This is a genomic window from Desulfobacterales bacterium, assembly GCA_030066985.1.
Taxonomy (GTDB): domain Bacteria; phylum Desulfobacterota; class Desulfobacteria; order Desulfobacterales; family JAHEIW01; genus JAHEIW01.
This window is the reverse complement of sequence record JASJAN010000012.1, coordinates 18407-39999: the sequence shown is the minus strand read 5'-3', so window position 1 is coordinate 39999 and position 21593 is coordinate 18407. Positions and strand designations below refer to the sequence as shown.

Sequence of the window (21593 nt, the reverse complement as noted above, 5' to 3'; positions counted from 1 at the left end):
GGGTTCAGAGGTTCAGGGTTCAGGGTTTCCAAGTTCCGAGGGCTAGCTTCAGTGATCCGGGCGACTTTCACTCAATATCTGTCTATGGTCATCAAAGCTCGCAACCTTTGAACGTTGAACCTTTGAACCTGTTGATTGAAATCTAATACCTGCATTCTGTTGACTCTCTGACTAGATAGGGATTACTTCCACTTCGGCACCCTTGTCCAGCCCTTCGGTATTGATATCAATCTGCACCAGACCGTTGGCATTGACCATGGTGCTGATCAATCCGGATTTTCCCAATACCGGATCCGCCCATAAACCGTCGTCCTCTTCGCGCAGCCGGACCCTTATAAAATCCACTCGGCCCTGCTTGGAGGCCACATTCCGGCTCAATCTGGCAGGCAGGCGCTGCACGCTGTCCTCTGTATCAGATTGTCCAGCCACATAATCAACAAAGGGTTTAACCACTTTTGAAAAAACAATCATGGCAGAGACAACATGGCCAGGCATCCCCCAGAAGGACTTATTGGCAACCCGTGCCAGTATGGTGGGTTTGCCGGGACTGATCGATATGCCGTGGACCAGAATTTTTGAATCCTGCAGGGCTGAAAGCACATCGACAGTAAAGTCACGGGTGCCGACCGAACTGCCGCCGGATATCAACACCACATGGCATTGTTCCAGCGCACGCTGGCATTTTTCAAACAGCAATTGAAAATCATCACGCACAATTCCATATGGCACAGCAACCGCACCGGCTTGATGAATCTGGCCCGCAAGGGTATAGCTGTTAATGTCGCGGATTTGTCCCACCTGCGGCGTTTTGCTGATCGGTATAATTTCATCTCCGGTGGAAATGATGCCGACCATGGGTTTTTGATAAACGGGTATTTGCTGTTTGCCCAGAGCTGCCAGAAGTCCGGCTTCCTGCGGGCGGATGACCTGTCCCTTGCTCAGCACAGCAGCGTGTTTTTTGATGTCCTCTCCAACAGCGATCATATTCTGACCTGGGGCAACACTGCGGTAAACTTCGATGGTGGTGTCATCTATGGCTTCGGTATGTTCAATCATGACCACACTGTCGGCGCCCCGCGGAAGCATTCCGCCGGTGGCGATGCGGGCGGCCTCTCCAGGAGCAATTTCAATGTCCGCCGACTGCCCCATAGCGATGTTGCCGGTGACCACCAGGTAGGCAGGGTTGCCTTCACTGGCACCAAAGGTGGAAGCGCCATTAACGGCATATCCATCGACAATAGTGCGCGGGAAATCAGGAAGATCTTCCTCGGCAGTGATATCTTCGGCCAAAATTCTGGAAATGGCTTCCGGTAAAGGAACCTGCTCGACCCCAACCCGCGGGAAGGTGCTGCGAAAGTCTAATACCGTTGCTAAATCGGTAACCTTAAAGAAATCTTTCATTGTTTGGCGATGTCCATTGCAATGTATTTAAAAATGAAAACCTATTGTTAGCATACCGTGTTACGCAATTCAATGCAGGTTTCAGAGGACAGCCTGCGACGAGCTCAGCCGAGTCGAGGGCAGAAGTCAGAAGACAGAGGCCAGGCGTCGTATAACTGCTTTTGCGCTTCACTATCCATATTTTTCTGTCTTCTGACCTCTGACATCTGACCTCTGTCCTTGCAAAACATGACAATAAATGGGTATAATCGCGAGGAAAATGGATTCAAAATGACACCTTCCCAACAATTCCAAGAATAATGAAATCTTATGTCTGAAACGGATGAATCTCCAGCGCCGGTACCGCGGGCTGAGGAACCGGATTTTTTAACCGAAAAGCGCTTTGACGCCTTTGAGCTACCGGAGCCAATGTTGTCGGCTTTGAACGACGCCGGATTTGTGCATTGCACACCGATCCAGGAGCAGACGCTTCCCATATCGCTGAGCGGCCGGGATGTTGCCGGTCAGGCGCAGACGGGAACCGGTAAAACAGCTGCTTTTTTGGTGACGGTGATTACGCGTCTGCTGATGTTGTCTGATCGTAATCCGCTTTTGCCCTCGGCTCTGATCATCGCGCCCACTCGGGAGCTTTCCCATCAAATCTACGAAGAAGCGCGTACCCTCTGCCGGCACTCTGATCTAAAGATTGCCGAAGTTGTCGGTGGTGTCGATTACAAACGCCAGGCCAAGATTCTGCGACAGGGAGTTGATATTGTTATCTGCACACCCGGGCGCATCATTGATTACTACAAAAAGGGCATTTTCAAAACGGAAGCCATCAAAATTCTGGTTATTGACGAAGCGGACCGTTTGTTTGATTTAGGATTCACCAAGGATATGCGCTATCTGCTGCGCAAGCTGCCCCTTTATGAAAAACGACAATCCATGCTTTTTTCAGCAACCCTTTCTTACCGGGTCATGGAGCTGACTTATGAATACATGAATTTACCCGAATTCATATCCGTCACGCCCCAGACCATCACCGTCGAGGGAATTGACCAACAGCTGTATCACGTCGGAACGGATAAGAAACTGGAGCTCCTGCTGGGTTTGCTCAAAAGAGAAGACTGGCGCCGGATGCTCATATTTGTGAATACCAAAGTCGGCGTTGATTGGCTGACGCGCAAACTGAAAGGCAATGGCTGGCCGGCGGAAAGGATCACCGGCGATTTGCCCCAACCCAAGCGATTCCGGCTGATGGAGCAATTTAAAAATGGCAAAATAAAAATACTGGTGGCTACCGATGTCGCCTCCCGCGGCATCCACGTTGAAGATATCAGTCATGTGATCAACTATGACCTGCCGCAGGATTCGGAAAACTATGTGCATCGTATCGGCCGCACCGCGCGGGCCGGCAAGACCGGCAAAGCCTTTGCTTTAGCCTGTGAAGACTATGTCTACCATCTGGAGCCTTTAGAGGAAATGCTCGGATACAAAATACCAGTGGTTTGGCCGGACAATGACTGGTTTATTTCCGATAAATCAAAGCCCATCGCCCGCGAGCGCAGGTCACGCATCAGAAAGTCTGGCCGCAAGCGCAGCCAGCAGCGAGCCAAGAGGCGCTCTCAGACACCAACGGCACCCAAAAAAACCAAGACCCGTTCGTACCCGGGTGCATTGTTCGGGTTTGGCCCTGAATCTGCTAAAGGCGCGGCTGCCAAGAAATCAGGAGATTCAGATTCACCGCCCCCCAAAAAACGAGCCCGGCGCAAAAAAAAGAGCACCCGCCGGGCGACCAAAAAATCTGAACCGGCAAAATCGGCCAAACACACCAAACACACCAAACCCACCAAACCCGCCAAAGCGGCCAAGAAGCATTAAGCTTCTGCTATATCTGCTATAGTTGTATTGCGTACCTACATCTCGCCTGACAGAACCTGATGCTGAATGTACGGTTTTCTTCCTTGCTAAAGCCCAACTTTTTACTTAAATTACCTGCTATGGGGCATGTATTCGATTTTAAAGATGCGATCGCTTATGAGCAGTGGTTAAAAAAACCCGAGAACAAAGCCACATTTGAACTGGAAACCCAGCTGATGCAAACCCTGCTCAAACCCATGAGGGGCGAATCGGTATTGGATATCGGGTGCGGGACCGGTGCCTGCCTGCAGGCGCTGCTGGATATGGACTTGCAGGTGACTGGCCTGGATGCCTCGACTTACATGCTGGATATTGCTTCGCGAAATGTCGACAACCGTGCTGATCTGTATCAGGGTTATGCTGAGGATTTGCCGTTTGATGATAATTCTTTTAATTATGCCTGCCTGTTTACGACCCTGGAATTTGTCGATAACCCCCAAAAAGCGTTGGAAGAGGCGTGTCGGGTCGCTAAAGATCGTATCTTTATTGGTGTTTTGAATCGTTATGCCATCAAAGGCATCCAGCGACGCGTAAAAGGCATGTTTACGGCGACTATTTATAATCATGCGCAATTTTTCAGTGTCTGGGAACTGAAACAGCGAATCCGCCAAATCGTCGGCCACACCCCCGTATCCTGGCGGACGGTATGCCAGCTGCCGTCTCAATCGGGAAAAATCGCCGCCAGTCTGGAGCAATCCAAGATTATTCAGCGTTGCCCGTTTGGTGCTTTTGCCGGCATGGTCGTATCCCTGGTTCCAAAATTTAGGTTGCGTCCGTTGACAATGCGATACCACGCCGGAAATTAGGGCAGAGCGATAACATGATGTGCGGCCGGTTATTGCATCATGCAATTAGGTTCGCACAGCAGTTTAAATTAGGGGTCTACTTCTAATTCTCGAGTTCTGCCATTCCTCAATGTGATTGTAATGGAAGCGTATCTGTATGAGGCCATAGAAGACCGCAAGGTCAAATGCAATTTGTGCAACCATCGCTGCCTGATTAAAGACGGCCGCCGCGGCCTGTGTGCTGTGCGTGAAAATCAAGCCGGGAAGCTCCAGACATTGGTCTATGGCAAACTCATTGCGCGACATGTGGATCCCATTGAAAAAAAACCGCTGTTTCATTTTCTGCCCAGGACCCTGTCATATTCAATAGCCACCGTCGGGTGCAATCTGCGCTGCCGATTTTGCCAGAATGCGGATATTGCCCAGATGCCGATCGATTTCAAAGGCAAAATCATGGGAAATGCGGTCACCGCCTGGCAAGTTGTCGAAGATGCGGCTGCATCCGGCTGCCGCAGTATCGCTTATACGTACACCGAGCCAACGGTGTTTTTTGAATTTGCCTATGATACTGCCAAAATGGCCCATGCCCGCGGCATCCGCAATGTTTTTGTCACCAACGGTTACATGACCTCTGAAGCAATTGACATGATCAAGCCGTATCTGGATGCCGCCAATGTGGATTTGAAGGCTTTTAGTGACGACTATTACAAAGATTTATGCGGTGCGCGCCTCGGCCATGTCCAGGATACCTTGAGACGGCTGAAAGCTGCGGGCGTTTTTATTGAAGTGACGACATTGATCGTAACGGGTCTTAATGACGATCCGGCTGAGCTGCAACAGTTGGCTGAATTTATCGCCCATGACCTGGGAACTGACACCCCCTGGCATATCAGCCGTTTTCACCCGACATACAAACTGACCGACCGTCCGGCCACTCCAGTGCAAACACTTGCGCGGGCGCGTGAAATCGGATTGCAGGCTGGACTTAAATACGTCTATACCGGCAATGTGCCCGGTGATGACGGCGAAAATACCTTCTGTCCCGGCTGCGGTCAAAAGGTCATCGAACGCTGGGGATTTCAGGTGGGCGCCCTGCACATCACAGACGGCAGCTGTACCTACTGTGGTGAGAAGATTGATGGCATTTGGAATTAAATTGGTGTTGGCCACATCATAGCCTCTTAATTTCCGGCGCCAAACGACGCAGGCTTTCATTTCCCCAAAATCCATTCCATCCGATTGTCCAAAGCATCTTAAATTAAAGCAGCAGATTAAATCTTGACTCCCAAATTCCATTTCTTTATAGTCGCATATTTAAACACCATTATATGCCAGATCCTTTGGGGATCGAGGTGGACGCCTGATGCAAACACTCCAAAAAATAAGCGCCAAAATTGATACGCTCAATCAGTGGGTTGGGCGGGGCGTTGCCTGGGTGACACTGGGCCTTGTACTGGTGGTATTTGTCGATGTGGTCATGCGCTATATGTTCAGCACCAGTTTCGTATTTACCCAGGAGTTGGAATGGCATCTGTTTGGCTTTATTTTCCTGATCGGTGCCGGTTATACCCTGTTGCATGACGGCCACGTGCGGGTGGATATCATCTATCAACGGGTCGGGTTTAAAACCCGGGCGTGGATCAATCTTTTTGGCGTGATTTTATTTCTGATACCCGGCTGCATCATGGTGATTTCAACTTCATGGACATTTACGGCCAATTCATTTGCCATTTTGGAGGGCTCTCCGGATCCCGGCGGCATCCCCTTTCGGTTTATACTCAAAAGTTGTTTGCCCATCGGGTTTACGCTTTTGCTGCTGCAGGGCATTTCTTTGGGTATCCACAGCCTGATGCAGATTTTAGGAATTGAGACGGCAGAGGAGGCGAAACCCTGATGGAATATCTCGCCGCCTGGATGTTTTTAGCGCTGACCATCTTATTGATGGGTGGGTTTCCGGTCACCTTCACCCTGTTGGGTACCGCGCTGACGTTTGGGTTGATCGGTTTTGGGTGGGATTTTTTTAATTTACTGCCCTTGCGGATCTGGGGTCGCATGACCAACGTGACATTAGCGGCGGTACCATTGTTTGTTTTTATGGGCGTTATGCTGGAACGATCGGGTCTGGCCGAAGAATTGCTGGATACCATGGGATTGCTTTTCGGACGCCTGCGGGGTGGATTGGCCATATCAGTGGTTGTGGTCGGCGCTCTTTTGGGCGCTTCCACCGGAATTGTCGGTGCGACGGTGGTCACCATGGGACTGCTGGCGGTGCCGACCATGATAAGGCGAGGCTATCAGAAAGAATTGGCCACCGGTACGGTATCGGCCTCTGGCACCCTGGGGCAGATCATACCGCCCAGTATCGTATTGGTGCTCATCGGCGATATTGTTGGGGTCTCCGTCGGTGATCTGTTTATCGGGGCGGTCCTGCCGGGCCTGTTGCTGGTGGGTCTTTTTATCGTCTATATCCTTATTATTTCCTATTTGCGGCCCGGTGTGGCACCGGCCATCTCAAAAGAAGAGCTGGCGGAAATCGGCCCCCGCCAGCTGGCCGCCCGCGTCGGTCGTGCGCTCGTTCCCCCTTTAGTTTTAATGGTGGCTGTGTTGGGCTCCATCTTTGCCGGCATCGCATCACCGACTGAAGCGGCAGCCGTTGGCGCGGTGGGTGCCACTTTTCTAACGATCGTCAACCGTAAATTTAGGCTAAAAATTCTGCGCGAGGTCATGCACACCACTGTGCGGTTAACCTGTATGGTGTTCATTATTCTGTGCGGGGCGGCGGCATTCGGTCTGGTTTTCCGGGGTCTGGGCGGCGATACCATCGTGCGTGAGTTTTTGGGAGGCATCGCCGAGCAACACAGCCAGACAGCGGTCCTGGTTATCGTAATGCTCCTGATTTTCTTTATCGGATTTTTTCTGGACTTCATCGAAATTACCTTTATCCACGTGCCGGTTCTGGCACCGATTATGATCGATTTCGGCTATGACCCGGTCTGGTTTTGCATCCTGCTGGCGGTCAACCTGCAGACATCGTTTTTAACACCGCCTTTCGGTTTTTCATTGTTTTATCTTAAAGCGGTGACACCGCCCGAAGTGAGCACCGGCCATATCTACCGCGGTATTATTCCGTTTGTCCTTTTTCAGCTTATCGGGCTGATGATCGTCGTATTTTTTCCCAAACTGGCCACCTGGTTGCCCCGGCTGGTTTTTGGACCTTAAACAACCGATAAAAGTACCCCCATGCCTTGACTTCAAATGCGGAGTCAACTAAGGTGAGCCGATATTCATTGGCCGCTGGAAACAACGGCCGATTATTATATAATAATCAAGATATTTTTTAACGTGGGTTTCTGTCGAAACCGTTTTAGAATCAAAAGTTGACGTATAAAGGAGGATCGTTATGAAGAGACGTGATTTTCTGAAAAAGGCAGGTATTGGAGCCGCTGCTGCAGCTACAGCGGGTGTTGCCGGCCTGGTGGGCTGCGCCAAGGAGGAAGAAAAAAAACCTGAACCGGCAGTCGAAAAGGCGCCGGCGGTGGTTGCCAAAAAAACCTATAAGTGGAAAATGGTCACTACCTGGCCGCCCAAGCTGCCGGTATTGCAGGAAGGCTGTGAACGTCTGGCACAACGGGTGAATGAAATGTCCGACGGGCGCCTGACCATCGAGGTTTTTGCCGGCGGCGAACTGGTTCCCCCATTGGAAAGCTTTCAGGCAGTTTCCGACGGCACGGTTGAGGTCGGCAGCGGTGCTTCTTATTACTGGGCCGGGAAAGAACCTGCAACCCAATGGTTTGCGGCTGTGCCTTTCGGCATGAATGCTCAGGGTATGGGCGCCTGGTTTCACGGCGGAGACGGGCTCAAGCTCTGGGAGGAAACTTATGCACCGTTTAACCTGATCCCGCGTCCGGGCGGATCGACCGGTGTTCAAATGGGCGGCTGGTTTAACAAAAAGATCGACACCATCGATGACTACAAGGGTTTGAAAATGCGTATCCCGGGCCTGGGCGGCAAGGTCGTGGCCAAGGCCGGTGGAACGGTGGTGCTGCTGCCCGGCGGCGAAATCTTTACTTCCCTGGAGCGCGGCGTTATCGATGCCACCGAGTGGGTAGGCCCCCTGCATGACCTGCGGATGGGATTTTATCAGGCCGCCAAATATTACTATTATCCCGGGTGGCACGAACCCGGCACTTATTTGGAATATTTTTTCAACAAAAGCGCCTATGAAGGATTGCCCAAAGACCTGCAGCACATATTAGATGCCGCCTGTATGGAAAACGAACAATGGACACTGACCCAATTTGATGCCCAAAACGGTGCGGCCTTGCAGACGCTGATCAACAAGCACAAAGTCGAAGTGATCCAGTTTCCGGATGAGGTCCTGAGCGCATTACGGAGCCTGGCCACCGAGGTCGTGCAGGAAGAAGCTGCTAAGAGCCCCATGGCTAAAAAGGTTGCCGAGTCCTTTGCCAATTTTCAAAAAGTTGTCGGCACCTGGGGCAGCGTGTCCGAGCGCGCCTATTTTAACGTTATACAACAGGCGATGTCTCTCAAAGCATAGGCTAATATGTAACCAGGGTTAAACTGCTTTACATCTCATAAACAACCAAACGCCAGCCGGAATTGTTACCCGGCTGGCGTTTTGTATTTTGGGGTAGGTATGTTTACGCCGCCGTCTCTTTTTGCCTGATGCTTTTGTCGATCGCCTGCACTGCCAGCAATGAAATGAGTGCCATGGCAGCACCGCCCAAAAACGGAATGCGATAGTCGATGACCCATAGCATTCCTCCCAGGGCCGGCAGAAATACGGCGGCGATGTGATTGATGGTAAAGCCGACGGCCATGCTGGGCGCAATATCGCGCGGATCGGCTACTTTCTGGAAGTAGGTTCGAATGGCAATGGCAAAATTAAAGAAGATATGATCCAGAATATAGAGTACGGCCACCATCCATTTCGCATCAGTCAAGGCGTAGGCCACAAAAATGATCACCAAGCTGGCATATTCGGCAGTCAACACCTTGCGTTCACCAAAACGGATAATGCTTTTTCCGATCAGCGGGCTCAGATAATAGTTGATCAGGTTGTTGATCACAAAAAGGATGGTTATCTCCTGAACCGAATACTTGAATTTTTGCACCATCAGCAAAACTGAAAAAGCAATAAAAATTTGGCGCCGCGCACCGGCCATGAAGGTTAGAAAATAAAACAGCCCGTACTTTTTGCGAAACACCATTTTCTTGCGCTGCGGTACCAGGTCCTTCTGTTCCGGTTTGCGGGTCAGGGCCCAGGCAGATGCGGCCATGATCAATGCACCGATCAGCAAATAGATCTGGGGAAAACTGAAGAAAAAGGCCAGAAAGTAAATGGCCAATCCGACCGCGATGGCGGAAGCGGCGGCATAGCTGCGCTGTTTGCCAAATACCCAGGGTGAAGTTTCGATATCAAAATATTGCAGCGTCAGAGACATATTGGTGGTTTCAAAATAATGGAAACCGAAGCTCATCAGCAAGGTGGTCAACATCAGACCGGCAAAACTGGGCAGTAAACCGGTGATGGCCAGCCCAATGCCCAGAATTAGAATTGATACGGCCGAAAGGCGATGTTCCCGGATGATCATGATCACATAGACCGCCAACAAGGCTAAAAATCCAGGAATTTCCCGCACCGACTGAATGACGCCGATATGGTCTCCATCCAGCCCGGCAATTTCGACAGCAAAATTGTTGAACAGTGTTTGCCAGGTCTGCAATCCAATGGTGGAGCAGATGGTTAAAACCGCCAGATACCAGAACATCGGGTTGCGTTTAATGTCTGTTTCAGGTGTCATTCGTTTCTTGTTAGATCGTGCTGTAAAAAATCATTGGCCTGATAATTGCTCTGTATATCAATGGCTTTAGTCTTACCAGCCGTGGTGACGGCAGGCAAAGGGCTGGCTGGTAATTTTTCTTGTGCAACCTTTCACGAAACCCCCGGCCCCCTTATGTCATTGAGAAGAACGGGGTTATATTTAGCCATGCGTGGTTAGGCCTTTGGTAGGCTGTTTTTTCGCCAAAATAAAGGCCCGTTCAAAGCTGTAAACCACACTAATAAAAATAATTATAAGTGGTTATAGCCTTTCGGCGTATTTTCAAAAGCGCAGGTTCAAAATTTTGAACCTCTCCCAATAATAAAAAAATGGTTTAAAAACAACAGGTTTTTCAAATTACGGGCTTTTGGGGTTAAAATATATGAACTTTGCCCGCCTTTTTTTGTTGTTATGTAGGTGTCGTAGGCTGCCGCATGCGACAAGTTGATAATTCATAAGTCTCTGAAATTTATATATATAAAAATAAATTCACCAAATTTAAAATATTCTGGCTGTTTTTGGCAAGGCTTTTGCAACTCCCTTAAGTGCAGCCTAATAATTTCTTCATCTGTTCTCCTCCTTAACGGCTAATCAAAAAACTGATTAGCCGTTATTTTTTTGTTTGAATTTTGATAATCTTTTCCATAACAATATCCACCTGCCACAAAATTAAAAAGCTGTTATCTGGCAAACTCAAGTTGAACACAACTGATATGTATCTGACCACGAAGAACACGAAGATTACAAAGGGAAAAACATATTTTTACTTTTATTTTTTCGTGTCCTTCGTGCCCTTCGTGGTTAGGGTTGCTTCACTTGAGCTTTCTGCATAACTATAAATTAAAATTTAGCTTCCGGAGCGTCAGCTTGAAGATCATTGACATGCACACCCATATTTTCCCAAAGGCATTCCGTGTCCAACGGGAGACCTATTTTTCTAAAGAGCCTGCCTTTAAAAAATTATATCAATCGCCCAAATCCCGGCTGATCGGTGCAACCGAAATGCTGGCAGCCATGGATGAGCACCAGGTGCAGCAATCTGTCATTTTCGGTTTTCCCTGGAAGGATGCAACACTTTTTAAAAAACACAATGATTACATCAGTGAAGTGGTCAAGCGCTACCCGGACCGTTTCATCGGCCTGGGGTGTTTCGATCCCGCTAGTAAAGGCGCTGCCGAAGAAGCCCATCGCTGCATTCGGCAGGGCGGGTTATCTGGAATCGGAGAGCTGGCATTTTATCAAGGCGGGATCGACCCTGCAGCACAGGACCGTTTGCAACCGGTCATGGAGATTTGCAAAGACGCCAACCTTCCCGTTCTGATTCACACCAATGAACCCATCGGTCACACCTATCCCGGCAAAACTGCCAATACGCTGGCGCAGATCTATCAATTGATTGTTCGCTTTCCACAAAATAAAATTGTGCTGGCCCACTGGGGCGGCGGGCTGTTTTTTTTCAGTCTTTTGAAAAAAGAGGTCAAACAGCGCTTAGCGCATGTCTATTTTGATACAGCCGCTTCTCCCTATCTATACGATCCAAAGGTCTACCGCCTGGCCATCGACCTGATCGGGGTGGATAAGATCCTGTTTGGCAGTGATTATCCCCTCCTAACGCCCGACCGCTATTTTGATGAGATGAAAATTGCTGGACTATCGGATGCGGAGATGCAGCACGTCTGCGGTCTAAACGCCGCCAAGCTGTTCAATTTGGCTGTATAAGCTGGATCTCATCTTTGGTTCCCTTTAAGAAATTTTAATTTTTCACCGCAGAGACGCAGAGTTCGCAAAGGGTATTTTTCTTATTTCTTTTCGGTGAGAGGCCGAAAAGAAATAAACCCAAGCCCTGCGGGCGGGTTCAAATATTCACACCCTGCTAATATAGGCATGTCGCTATATGTATTGCCACCGGGTTACTTTTTGAATGATAATCCTGCCGCGCAGCGGCTGAGGATTTTCATTTACCGCCCTCTCAGCGGTAAATGAAAAAATTAAATCTCTGCGAGCTTTGCGTCTCTGCGGTGAACTGAATCAAAAACGAATTTCGCGCAGGGACTGCAGGATGGGCGCCATGCGGCTGCGGTGCTCTGGGGGGATCATCAGGACCTTAAGCGGCTGATTGGCAATCAGCCCTGTTGAGGCGCAGTTTAATTTGCCCTGCTGAAACGCCTGACGATTATCTTCCCCGGACATGATCTTAAGCACATCCAGCAAGTTGCCGCTGCAGCCATCGGCATCCAGGTGCTCGATGGTCTGCAGCATCACCGTGTTGACCGAAAGCGCAAAATCGTCGATATCGGCATAGCCATGCCGGCCGCAATCGTGGCGCGATACCAGGCAGCGGCAGCCAAAGGGGCGGACGGTGTAAAGGGGGCATAGGTCAGCGCTTAAAAACGGGCACGTATTGCTTGTGGGCAATTTTTCTTGCGGCGCATCCATTCCCTGGGCGCACAGCTGAGCCAGCCGGTTGGTGGTTATTTTCGGCTGGAAATGGGGCTGCTCAACAGCCTGGACGATTTTTCCCAGCCAGTCCGTATCCCTTTCTGAATTTAGCTGCTGGATGATGTGATAGCCCTCGATTGTGGTCAGGGTAACGCTGGTGGTGCAGCAGTGGGCGCAGTGTTTTTTGCATGCCAGCTCCAGCGAGTCCGCAAATTCGTCGTAAATGCGGTATATGTTTTCCAGGGCCGTCAGTTTGCCGGCGACATCCATTTTTAACAATCCTCATTTGATTTCTGCTCTGTGATCTCAGTGTGCTCCGCAGTAACATATTTATAATTCAGAATATCTTGCGCGTGCCAATCACCGGCACATGGATGGATTCCGTATCCAGCCCCTGGCGGTCGAGGTCGTAATAGCGGTAGCCGCCATATACCTGCAGACCCCAGCGCTCGATGTCCTGTACCACAAAGGCACTGTAAGTTTTGCCGTCTTCATCATCCGCGCTGGAATCATCGTTTTGTACATAATCAATTGACAGCGCTGTTTCACCGAAGTCAAAGAATTTTTTGCGCCAGCCGCCTTTGACGATAAAGCCTTGCAAGTGGCGATTGTCGCTGTTGGCCCTGGCATAAAAAGCGCCGCCGGTAAGACTGAGTCCGCTGGGCTTATGCAATGTCGATAAAGCGCCGTCGACGCGCCAGTCCAGCAGCCCGCCGAATGAGTTTCTCTGGTAGGCCGAAGCGCCGGAAAATTTAAAATCACCAATGTCGTTTTTATAGCGTAAGGTAGCGTCATGGCGCTGATTGGAGCCAGTGCTGCCCGAAAGCTGAAATCCATAAAAGTGCGGTGAATCATAGCGCACACGGTTGACGATCGATAGGTTTTCCAGGTCGACAAAAACATCACTTACTCTGATATTGGTATAGTCGTTGATGTCATTGCTGTAAAAAAGCAGGCCGCCGAAGAGATTTCCGGGAGAGAGCAAACTGACCACCTGGGTGCCGGACAGATCGGTTTCATCAATATAAAAGGAGGACGCAAAGCCTTTGCCGACGCCCAGTTTGCCAAAACGCTGGCTGGCAACATAGGCCTCGAGCCAGCGGCTGGTGAAATCAAAACCGGAATTTTCATTGTTCTGGTTGACTTCCAACGGGCGGTTGTCCTGGTAGCCGGTCTCGACTCGGGCACCCACGGTCAGATCCTCACTGACTTTGCCCTGGGCCTCGATATTGATTCGGGTAGGGCTGTTGTCGCTGTCGGTGTGATAAAACTTGCTGTTGTTGCCATCTTCAGCATAGGCCACCTGGCGATTGACTTGGCCGGATATCTTGACCTTGAAGCGGGGGTCTTTAGAGGTGACGATAGCCTTGCCAAACACCTGCACTTGGGTGTCACTGGATCCTTTGGGCCCTTGATCCGCCCCGGTCGCTTTATTCGCGGCGGCCTGCCGCAGCTCTTTTACCTGTTTGCTTAGCTCTTCGAGCATGGCCTGTTGTGCTTCGATTTGACGCTGCAGTTCTGCTATGCGGTCATCATTCGTTGCCAGGGCCGGACTGGAGAGCGTGACCAACAACAGCGCCCCGCATACCAGTGCCAATGCCAACCGGTTGCCGTTTTTTTTCACCGATACCTTCTCCATAGGAGTCCTCCTTATCCTGATTGCCAATTGATTTTTAAACCAAGGTATGAAACGTTATCGTCTGCAATGTCAAGCTTACATCTAGTTTTCATTTGCACTTGAAAAGCATCTTAAGATACTTAGTTTTTACGATTGTGAGCCATTCGGGGTTAATGGTTTCCGGTGACGCGGGAAACCGGCCCTGAATTCTGCCCTTATTCCAATACCCCATCAATTTGTGTAAATCACGCATTAATAAGGAGGACAACCATGATCACCAAATTTAACCTGCGCATTCTGACCATTATCTTGACCATCGCGGTTGCTGGTCTGGGTTTTACTTTGGCCGTGGCGGCGGACAAGCCTGCTTATGTAAAACCGCCGTTGAGGTTAAATGCAGCCCTGGTGGTGCCGGATGGCAATATGGTGGGCAAGGGCTATAAAATTGACCCCGAGGCCCTCAATGACGGTTACAGCAACACCTATACCTTGAAGACTGAAGTCGGTGATGTCCAGGCCATCAGCGATTACCAGCTGGCGCGTCAGATCCAGGAGGTGCGGGCCCTGATCATTTTAGACGAGATGAGTAAAGCCGGCGTGTTCGGCGACGCCATGAAAGAGGGTATCCTAGCACCTATTCGCGGGGGCAAGGCGCTTGTAACCGCGCCGGTAGAGACCACCAAAGGGGCGGTCAAGGGCGTGGGCCGCTGGGTGGGCAACATCGGCCGTTCGATTGCCAGCGATGATCCCTACCAGGAAAGCGGTGTTTCAGCAGCGACGGGCTGGGCGAACACCAAACGTGCGTTTGCCCTGGAATTGGGGGTGGACCCCTATACCGACTGGGAACCGTTGCAAAAGGCGCTGACGGCCGTTGCCCGGGCGGCTTTTGCCGGCGGTATTACCGTCGGGGTGGCCATGGGTGCCGTGACAGAGGGCACTACGGTCGGCACCATCATAACCGTAACCAGCTTAACCGCTGAAATGAACGCCATATTACTGGACAACCCTCCCGAGGGGCTGACCAAGATCAACCGTGAAAAACTTGAAAAAATGGGTGTTTCCAAAAAAGTGATCGATCCTTTCCTTAAAAATTACAACTATACCCCCATGGAGAAAACCATGCTGGTGGAAGCCCTGCGGTTGATGAAAGACACCAAGGGTCGCGATCTTTTCGTGGCCCAGGCGACAGGGGCGCCGGATAAGATCATTGCGCGCTACTATCACCAGATGTCAGAGATGATGCTCAATTACCAGAAAAAAAACGGGCAGGCGGACATCGTCAAAGTCGAAAATGAGGTCTGGCTGATGAACCGCAAGGGTGTTTTAGTGGGCGCATTCCCGATTGATTATCTGGCCTGGACTGCAGAGACCTCCAGGATCGCTGCGGCGGTTGAGAAAAATCCACAGGCGCAAAACCGGGAGCTGTGGCTGGAAGGCAGCGCCTCGCCGGAATGCAACAAGGCGCTGAGCGCTCGGGGCTGGAAGATCAAAGAGCGTGTAGCGCTACTGACGGGCAAGCCGCTGCAGGATGTCACTGCAGCCGGTGCCGGTTTGGGCGCCACGGCCACCTCGGTAAGGGTGATTACAAAATAATCAAAACCAATACATGCCCTTACATTTTGCCTGACGCATGGCTGTCAACAAGCCCTTATGGGCGCACCACTAAAAATTACATTGGTAAAATTAACGCGGGCTCCTGCCTTTAGGGAGGCCTTTGCAATCTTGCTGGACAATCCGCTGCATGGGACACCCAAATGCCAGAGAAAGTAGAGGTGCGGTATGATCGAAACCAGAGGACAAATGAAAAATGAAACCCATTGTGGTATGCACAACAGCGAGGTGTCGCGCCGTGAATTTTTGAAAGGGTGCGGCACATTGGCGGCAGCGACACCGCTTCTGGCGGCGGCCTCGAGTGTGACCGGCGCAGCCAGTGCCCATGCGGCCGGCAAGACATCAACCGGCGGCGGTGGAGACCGGACCCTGCTGGTCAAAAACATCCACACCCTTGTGACGATGGATGAAAAGCGCCGGGAAATACGCAACGGTGCTCTTTTTGTGCGCGGTAACGTCATCGATGCCATCGGACCGACATCAGAGCTGCCCAAAACTGCTGACGAGATCCTGGATTTCAAAGATCGCTATATTGTCATGCCGGGGATGGTCAACTGCCATCACCACTTCTACCAGGTGCTGACCCGCGTGGTAAAGCCGGATGGCACCCTCTTTCCCTGGCTCAAGGCGCTTTACCCGATCTGGGCCAACATGCGCTCCAGTGACATCTACTTGAGTGCCAAGCTGGCCGCCGCCGAGCTGCTTCTGAGCGGCTGCACCACCTCCAGCGATCATCTCTATATCCTACCGAATGACTGCAGGATCGATGATGAGATCCAGGCGCTGCAGGAAATCGGCATGCGTTTTACCGCCGTCCGGGGCAGCATGAGCATCGGTGAGAGCAAAGGCGGATTGCCTCCGGACTCCGTGGTGGAAGAAGAAAAAGATATTTTAAAAGATTCTCAACGGCTGATCGAACAATACCACGACAACTCCCGCCATTCGATGTTGCGCATTGCGCTGGGACCCTGTTCGCCATTTACCATTACCGAGCAACTCATGCGCGAGTCTGCGGAGCTGGCGAAAAGCTACGCGGGCGTAGGGCTGCATACTCACCTGGCAGAGAATCGGGATGACATCAAATATATGGCCAGGAACTACAAGATGCGGCCCGGGCCGTGGACCGAAACCCTCGGCTGGCTCGACGATAGGGTCTGGCATGCCCATTGCGTTCAGCTCGACGACAAAGATATCGGCATGTTCGCCAGAGCGGGTGTGGCGGCCTGCCATTGCCCTGCCAGCAACATGCGCCTGGCAAGCGGTGCCGCCCCAATCAGAAAAATGCTGGATGCCGGTATGGAAGTGGCTCTGGGGGTGGATGGCTCGGCCTCCAATGATACCAGCAACCTTATCCAGGAAGCCAGACTTGCGCTGCTGTTGGCCCGTGTGCGCGAAGTGGATGTAAAGGGCATGACGGCTCGCGAAGCGCTCGAAATCGCCACCCTGGGCGGCGCAAAGGCGCTGTCGCGCGACGATATCGGTCATCTTGCCAAGGGCATGTCAGCGGATTTCATTGCTTTCGACACGCAACGCGATGCATTCGTCGGGTCCCATGCGGACCCAGTGGCCGCTCTGGTCGTATGTCACAATGACTATGTCGATTACAGCTTCGTGAACGGTAAAAAGATTATCGATCAGGGCCGGCTCACTACGGTTGATTACCGTGATCTGGCCGCGAAAACCCGCAAGGCCGCGATCAAGCTGTCATCCTGATCGTGCGACCGGTGATGCTGTTATGCAGCTTTCCGGACAACTATGTCATTCACGCACCTGATCAAAAGCGGTGAGAACCGATTCCAGGGTCGCATCTGCGAGGCAGGCGGGCTGATCGCAATTTTGTGCTTCGATTTCAAAGCACGGGTTGCATTCTAGCTTGGGACGCACGATTTGCACCCGAGGCCCCACGGGTTTCCAGCGCTGCGGATCCGCCGGGCCAAAAATGACCACACTGGCCACCCCCAAAAACGCTGCCAGCTGACTGACGCCGGAATCATTGCCGATATAACCGCCGGCGGATTCAAGCGCATCCGCCAGATCCGTCAGCTCATCAAACTTGTGTACCTGTCGATTTTCATTCCGTATGTCTTCGATCAGATCCAGCTCCGCCGGGCCGCACACGAATTGCGGCTGTAACCCCTTTTTTCCGAGATCATCCGCCAGTTGTAAAAATCGTTCGAACGGCCAGCGTTTGCGCTTGCTGCCGGCGCCCGGGTGGATGATGATTTTTGGGCTGTCGGTCGGTCGGCTTACTTTTTCAGTGTGTTTCCTAAGCCAGGATGTGACAACATCCTGTGAATCAACGGCGTCGATCAACCCGCCCTTGATGATGTTTTGCATCAGATGTTGGGCGACATGGATGCTGGCTTGAACAGGCGGACGGGGAGGGGTGCGCAGGCAGGGGCTGTTGCTGATCTGATTGATGGTGTTCTCAAGATCGGAAGAAAATGAAAAAATAAGGATCCTGGTATAACTGTTGATAAGGTCTTTGACTTTTACATCCACCTGATCTGAAAAAAGAGTTGCAAAATAGGCCGCCTCCAGCGGATAGGTTTTATCAACCAGTCCCAGTCTGACAGCCAGCTTTCCGATCTGGCTCTGGCAGAGGATATCGATGCGATCATAGTTTTGGCGAAGCGCGATGATGGCCGGAAAGGTTAAGACCACATCGCCCAGGGCGCCCTGGTGGATTATTAATAGTTTGGCATCGGTCATAGAGCTCCTTATAAAATGCAATCAAATTCCCTGGCAGAAGCGGAATGAATTATCAGTCTTGCTTTGAGCGGGATGCACTGTCTGAATGCATTAGGGATCGTTGCGAAAGAACATCGCTAAACCGTTAAGCAACCTGATAGCACCATGATAAATTAACATATCCGAACATTATTCCATTTTTGATCGCTGTTCTTTTGCTACGAGCCTTTTTGCATGAGTTTGCATACCGCTCATGCGGGACTGATGATTTATGCAGCCGCAGAATTCTGAAAATTCCTCCCTATTTCAAATAAATGTTCATGCATCAGCGAAACTTTTACAATCCCGGCGGGTTATTATACAACAGGAAAATCAAATTTGATTTTATTGCCGCTTAAAGAGGATCGCGTCATGAAACGCTTGCTTTTTTTTTCTTTGTTATTGCTGTTGTTGGGGTTGCTGTCGCGGGCCGCATTCGGAATGAGCTTTGAAGAGGCGCGGCATCTGCTGGCGCGTACCGGTTTTGGCGGCACACCGGAACAAATCAAGGCGCTGGAATCAACGGATTACACTGAAGCCGTGACTGCCATCCTGAAACAGCCGCGTCAAAAGCCGGCAACCCCGCCACCGGAGTGGGTTAATGAACCGTTGATGAGCCGCAAACAGATCAAACAGCTCAGTGCGGAGGAGCGTAAAAAATTACGCCAGCAATGGCGGCGGCGCAGTTTTGAGCTCAAGGCCTGGTGGCTTCGCGAGATGGTTGAAACCGATGCGCCCCTCGCTGAACAAATGACGCTTTTTTGGCACAATCATTTTACCTCGGGCCTGCGCAAAGTAAAATCCCCCAAACTAATGTACCGTCAAAACCTGCTGTTACGGCAGCACGCGCTGGGCAATTTCCGACAGTTGCTTCGCGCGGTGGCCAAAGATCCGGCCATGATCATTTATCTGGACAATGCTTTCAACCAGAGGGCCAAACCCAATGAAAACTTTGCCCGCGAGCTGCTGGAACTGTTTACCCTGGGTGAAGGCCATTACACCGAAACCGATATCAAAGAAGCCGCCCGGGCATTTACGGGCTGGACCATCGATCGGCGCACCGGCAAGTTCAGATTTGTCCGCCGCCGCCACGATTTCGGATCCAAAACCTTCATGGGGCGCACCGGCAATTTTAACGGGGATGACATCATCGACATTGTGCTGGAGCAGCCGCAGGTGGCCATCCATATCACCACCAAACTCTGGCGAGCGTTTGTTTCGCAAACAGTGGATGAAAAGGAAATTGAGCGTCTGGCCGGTGTGCTGCGCTCGAACGAATATGAATTAAAACCGCTGATGCAGGCTCTGTTGACCAGCAAGGCCTTCAGGGAACCGCAAACAGTGGGCGTCATGATTAAATCCCCGGTGGATTTAATCGTGGGGACCCTGCGGGTGTTTCAATTTCCCATGGGTGATGGCCGCGGTATCGTACTGGCCAGCCGCCGCCTGGGTCAGGATCTGATGGACCCGCCCAATGTGAAAGGCTGGCCAGGCGGAAACCACTGGATTTCATCCGATACACTCATGATGCGCCACCAGATACTGGATCGATTCTTGCGCGGTATGGAAATGCTGCAGGCCGGTCAAAAGGCGGGACGCTTAAACGCCGCAAACATGAGCGCCCAAATGGCATCCAGCCCGCTATTTGGTGAAAATTTAACCGATCAGACGGTCAGCAAAGTTTTGTTGCCGTTGCCACCGATATCAGCACCCCAAGCATTGACCGATCGCCAAGACCTGATTTCGCAGTTGGTGCAGGACCCGGTGTATCAGTTAAAATAGGAAGGTATGTAGATGAAACGCAGAGAATTTCTAAAGATAGCAGCCGGCGCGCTTATCTGGTCGCTCCATTCCCGTCTGTTGCCAAATGTCCACGCTGCGGAAAAGCCCTCGCAGCGGATTTTGGTGCTCATCGAATTGAAAGGCGGCAACGACGGGCTTAATACCCTCGTGCCCTACACCGATCAGCGCTATTATCAGATGCGATCCGGCCTGGCCGTCAAACGTGGCAGCGTCCTGCAATTATCTGAAAATTTGGGACTTAACCCGCGCCTGAAAGCCCTGATGGAGATCTGGCAGCAAAAGCAGCTGGCGGTTATTGCCGGTGTCGGGTATCCACAGCCGAATCGGTCGCATTTTCGCTCCATCGAGATCTGGGAAACCGGATCTTCGAGCAGTCAATATCTGCAAACTGGATGGTTGGCTCGTACATTAATGCATTTGCCCGAGCCTTCGCGGACTATTGCCGACGGAGCGGCCATCGGCGGTGATGCCGGGCCGCTGGCCGGCGGTGACCTGCGGCTGGTGATCATGAAAAACCTGAAGCAGTTTTTCCGGCAAGCCAAACGCGTGCAACAAATCGAAGCCAGCAGCCGGAACCCGGCCCTCAAACACCTGCTGGCGGTCCAAAATGATGTTTACCGCTCGGCCCGGGAATTGGATCAGAAGATCAGCATTCAGCTACCATCCGAGGTGGTTTTTCCCAAAACGATCATAGGACGGCACCTTCAAACGGCGGCCCTGCTGATTGCCGGCGGCGCGGCCATTCCGGTGATCAAAGTATCCCACGGCGGGTTTGACACCCATGCCAACCAGCGTAACCTCCATGATCGACTGCTTGAGCAGCTGGCCGAAGCCATGATGGCTTTTCAGCGTGCGATGCAGCAGATGGGTCTTTGGGAGCAGGTGCTGGTGATGACCTATTCGGAATTCGGCCGACGTCCGGCGGAAAACGGCAGCCGCGGTACCGATCACGGCACGGCGGCACCTCATTTGGTCATGGGCGGTAAGGTCAAGGGCGGACTTTACGGCCGGCAGCCCTCATTGCAGGAACTGGAAAATGAAGATTTAAAATTCAGTGTGGATTACCGCAGCCTGTATGCAACAGTGGGGCGTCGCTGGTGGGAACTGAAGCATGAATTTCTGAACGGCGGCCCTTACCCTCAATTGGACGTTATCTAGTGTCCCATTTTAAAGATAAAATTCAGCTTTGTGCGGTCATGTCATTTTCCGATAGGCGATTCGATATTTGGGATGAGTTCAACCTCGCAAAAAAATTTTTAGACAGGATTTACAGGTTTTTTGGCCGTTCTCCAGATGAGAACGGCCAAACCCAATCGCCTGCGGCGAGCATTACCTACTTTTATCAACCAATTTGATGGTTTTAAAATATAAAGTCTATTCCAAGGTAAAATTTTATGACCGAAGGTTTTTATTCCGCTGAAAGCGGATTGAGTTTAGTCGCTCTCGTCCGGAGAGCGACTAAGT

The 21593-nt window shown here is 51.3% G+C and carries 16 protein-coding genes; 11 read left to right on the top strand and 5 right to left on the bottom strand.

The genetic code is table 11. The features are described from left to right. Window positions 1-171: 171 nt before the first annotated feature. The gene (locus QNJ26_07790) at window positions 172-1401 is read right to left on the bottom strand and encodes a molybdopterin molybdotransferase MoeA (protein ID MDJ0985431.1); all 1230 of its coding nucleotides are present in this window, start codon (window positions 1399-1401) and stop codon (window positions 172-174) included. A 309-nt stretch (window positions 1402-1710) separates the two neighbouring features. Between QNJ26_07790 and QNJ26_07785 the strand changes: the two genes are divergently transcribed. The 6 genes from QNJ26_07785 to QNJ26_07760 all read left to right on the top strand — a co-directional run bounded on the left by QNJ26_07785 (window position 1711) and on the right by QNJ26_07760 (window position 8643). Continuing rightward, window positions 1711-3261: a DEAD/DEAH box helicase gene (locus QNJ26_07785; GenBank protein ID MDJ0985430.1), complete on the top strand. Its 1551-nt coding sequence runs from the start codon at window positions 1711-1713 to the stop codon at window positions 3259-3261. A 59-nt stretch (window positions 3262-3320) separates the two neighbouring features. Further along, window positions 3321-4106: a class I SAM-dependent methyltransferase gene (locus QNJ26_07780; protein ID MDJ0985429.1), complete on the top strand. Its 786-nt coding sequence runs from the start codon at window positions 3321-3323 to the stop codon at window positions 4104-4106. 120 nt (window positions 4107-4226) lie between these two features. Further along, window positions 4227-5240, top strand: coding sequence for an AmmeMemoRadiSam system radical SAM enzyme (gene amrS / locus QNJ26_07775; protein ID MDJ0985428.1), 1014 nt, complete (start codon window positions 4227-4229; stop codon window positions 5238-5240). A gap of 208 nt (window positions 5241-5448) precedes the next feature. Further along, on the top strand, window positions 5449-5979 hold the full coding sequence (locus QNJ26_07770; GenBank protein MDJ0985427.1) for a TRAP transporter small permease subunit: 531 nt from the start codon (window positions 5449-5451) through the stop codon (window positions 5977-5979). Next, window positions 5979-7304, top strand: a complete 1326-nt coding sequence (locus tag QNJ26_07765; protein ID MDJ0985426.1) for a TRAP transporter large permease subunit — start codon at window positions 5979-5981, stop codon at window positions 7302-7304. The genes QNJ26_07770 and QNJ26_07765 overlap by 1 nt, the downstream gene beginning before the upstream one ends. A 181-nt stretch (window positions 7305-7485) precedes the next feature. Further along, window positions 7486-8643, top strand: coding sequence for a TRAP transporter substrate-binding protein (locus QNJ26_07760; GenBank protein ID MDJ0985425.1), 1158 nt, complete (start codon window positions 7486-7488; stop codon window positions 8641-8643). A gap of 103 nt (window positions 8644-8746) precedes the next feature. Here QNJ26_07760 and QNJ26_07755 read toward each other — a convergent pair whose 3' ends face one another. Next, the gene (locus QNJ26_07755) at window positions 8747-9910 is read right to left on the bottom strand and encodes an MFS transporter (GenBank protein MDJ0985424.1); all 1164 of its coding nucleotides are present in this window, start codon (window positions 9908-9910) and stop codon (window positions 8747-8749) included. 885 nt (window positions 9911-10795) lie between these two features. On the opposite strand from QNJ26_07755, the gene QNJ26_07750 reads away from it, so the two are divergent. Beyond that, entirely contained in the window at window positions 10796-11647 is an 852-nt protein-coding gene (locus tag QNJ26_07750; protein MDJ0985423.1) for an amidohydrolase family protein, read from the top strand. Between the two features lie 309 nt (window positions 11648-11956). On the opposite strand, the gene QNJ26_07745 is transcribed toward QNJ26_07750, so the two are convergent. Together QNJ26_07745 and QNJ26_07740 are read right to left on the bottom strand one after the other, a co-directional pair. After that, window positions 11957-12637 carry a YkgJ family cysteine cluster protein gene (locus QNJ26_07745; GenBank protein MDJ0985422.1) on the bottom strand — a complete coding sequence of 227 codons (681 nt, stop codon included), beginning with the start codon at window positions 12635-12637 and terminating at the stop codon, window positions 11957-11959. 67 nt (window positions 12638-12704) lie between these two features. Next, window positions 12705-14006 carry a porin gene (locus QNJ26_07740; GenBank protein MDJ0985421.1) on the bottom strand — a complete coding sequence of 434 codons (1302 nt, stop codon included), beginning with the start codon at window positions 14004-14006 and terminating at the stop codon, window positions 12705-12707. 249 nt (window positions 14007-14255) lie between these two features. Here QNJ26_07740 and QNJ26_07735 point away from each other — a divergent pair, with 249 nt between their 5' ends. Continuing rightward, window positions 14256-15578 (top strand): hypothetical protein, encoded by a 1323-nt coding sequence (locus QNJ26_07735; GenBank protein ID MDJ0985420.1) that lies wholly within the window; start codon window positions 14256-14258, stop codon window positions 15576-15578. Between the two features lie 186 nt (window positions 15579-15764). Beyond that, complete coding sequence (locus tag QNJ26_07730) at window positions 15765-17309, top strand: 8-oxoguanine deaminase (GenBank protein MDJ0985419.1); 1545 nt, start codon at window positions 15765-15767, stop codon at window positions 17307-17309. 45 nt (window positions 17310-17354) lie between these two features. On the opposite strand, the gene QNJ26_07725 is transcribed toward QNJ26_07730, so the two are convergent. After that, the gene (locus QNJ26_07725; protein ID MDJ0985418.1) at window positions 17355-18308 is read right to left on the bottom strand and encodes a glycosyltransferase family 9 protein; all 954 of its coding nucleotides are present in this window, start codon (window positions 18306-18308) and stop codon (window positions 17355-17357) included. A 390-nt stretch (window positions 18309-18698) separates the two neighbouring features. Between QNJ26_07725 and QNJ26_07720 the strand changes: the two genes are divergently transcribed. Further along, entirely contained in the window at window positions 18699-20108 is a 1410-nt protein-coding gene (locus QNJ26_07720) for a DUF1800 domain-containing protein (GenBank protein ID MDJ0985417.1), read from the top strand. A 12-nt stretch (window positions 20109-20120) separates the two neighbouring features. Continuing rightward, the gene (locus tag QNJ26_07715) at window positions 20121-21287 is read left to right on the top strand and encodes a DUF1501 domain-containing protein (GenBank protein MDJ0985416.1); all 1167 of its coding nucleotides are present in this window, start codon (window positions 20121-20123) and stop codon (window positions 21285-21287) included. Window positions 21288-21593 lie beyond the last annotated feature (306 nt).

What these genes read in the sequence shown, in the direction of transcription:
- QNJ26_07790 (MDJ0985431.1), bottom strand. Translation starts at nt 1,401, where the DNA reads ATGAAAGATTTCTTTAAGGTTACCGATTTAGCAACGGTATTAGACTTT.
- QNJ26_07785 (MDJ0985430.1), top strand. Translation starts at nt 1,711, where the DNA reads ATGTCTGAAACGGATGAATCTCCAGCGCCGGTACCGCGGGCTGAGGAA.
- QNJ26_07780 (MDJ0985429.1), top strand. Translation starts at nt 3,321, where the DNA reads ATGCTGAATGTACGGTTTTCTTCCTTGCTAAAGCCCAACTTTTTACTT.
- amrS (MDJ0985428.1), top strand. Translation starts at nt 4,227, where the DNA reads ATGGAAGCGTATCTGTATGAGGCCATAGAAGACCGCAAGGTCAAATGC.
- QNJ26_07770 (MDJ0985427.1), top strand. Translation starts at nt 5,449, where the DNA reads ATGCAAACACTCCAAAAAATAAGCGCCAAAATTGATACGCTCAATCAG.
- QNJ26_07765 (MDJ0985426.1), top strand. Translation starts at nt 5,979, where the DNA reads ATGGAATATCTCGCCGCCTGGATGTTTTTAGCGCTGACCATCTTATTG.
- QNJ26_07760 (MDJ0985425.1), top strand. Translation starts at nt 7,486, where the DNA reads ATGAAGAGACGTGATTTTCTGAAAAAGGCAGGTATTGGAGCCGCTGCT.
- QNJ26_07755 (MDJ0985424.1), bottom strand. Translation starts at nt 9,910, where the DNA reads ATGACACCTGAAACAGACATTAAACGCAACCCGATGTTCTGGTATCTG.
- QNJ26_07745 (MDJ0985422.1), bottom strand. Translation starts at nt 12,637, where the DNA reads ATGGATGTCGCCGGCAAACTGACGGCCCTGGAAAACATATACCGCATT.
- QNJ26_07740 (MDJ0985421.1), bottom strand. Translation starts at nt 14,006, where the DNA reads ATGGAGAAGGTATCGGTGAAAAAAAACGGCAACCGGTTGGCATTGGCA.
- QNJ26_07735 (MDJ0985420.1), top strand. Translation starts at nt 14,256, where the DNA reads ATGATCACCAAATTTAACCTGCGCATTCTGACCATTATCTTGACCATC.
- QNJ26_07730 (MDJ0985419.1), top strand. Translation starts at nt 15,765, where the DNA reads ATGATCGAAACCAGAGGACAAATGAAAAATGAAACCCATTGTGGTATG.
- QNJ26_07725 (MDJ0985418.1), bottom strand. Translation starts at nt 18,308, where the DNA reads ATGACCGATGCCAAACTATTAATAATCCACCAGGGCGCCCTGGGCGAT.
- QNJ26_07720 (MDJ0985417.1), top strand. Translation starts at nt 18,699, where the DNA reads ATGAAACGCTTGCTTTTTTTTTCTTTGTTATTGCTGTTGTTGGGGTTG.
- QNJ26_07715 (MDJ0985416.1), top strand. Translation starts at nt 20,121, where the DNA reads ATGAAACGCAGAGAATTTCTAAAGATAGCAGCCGGCGCGCTTATCTGG.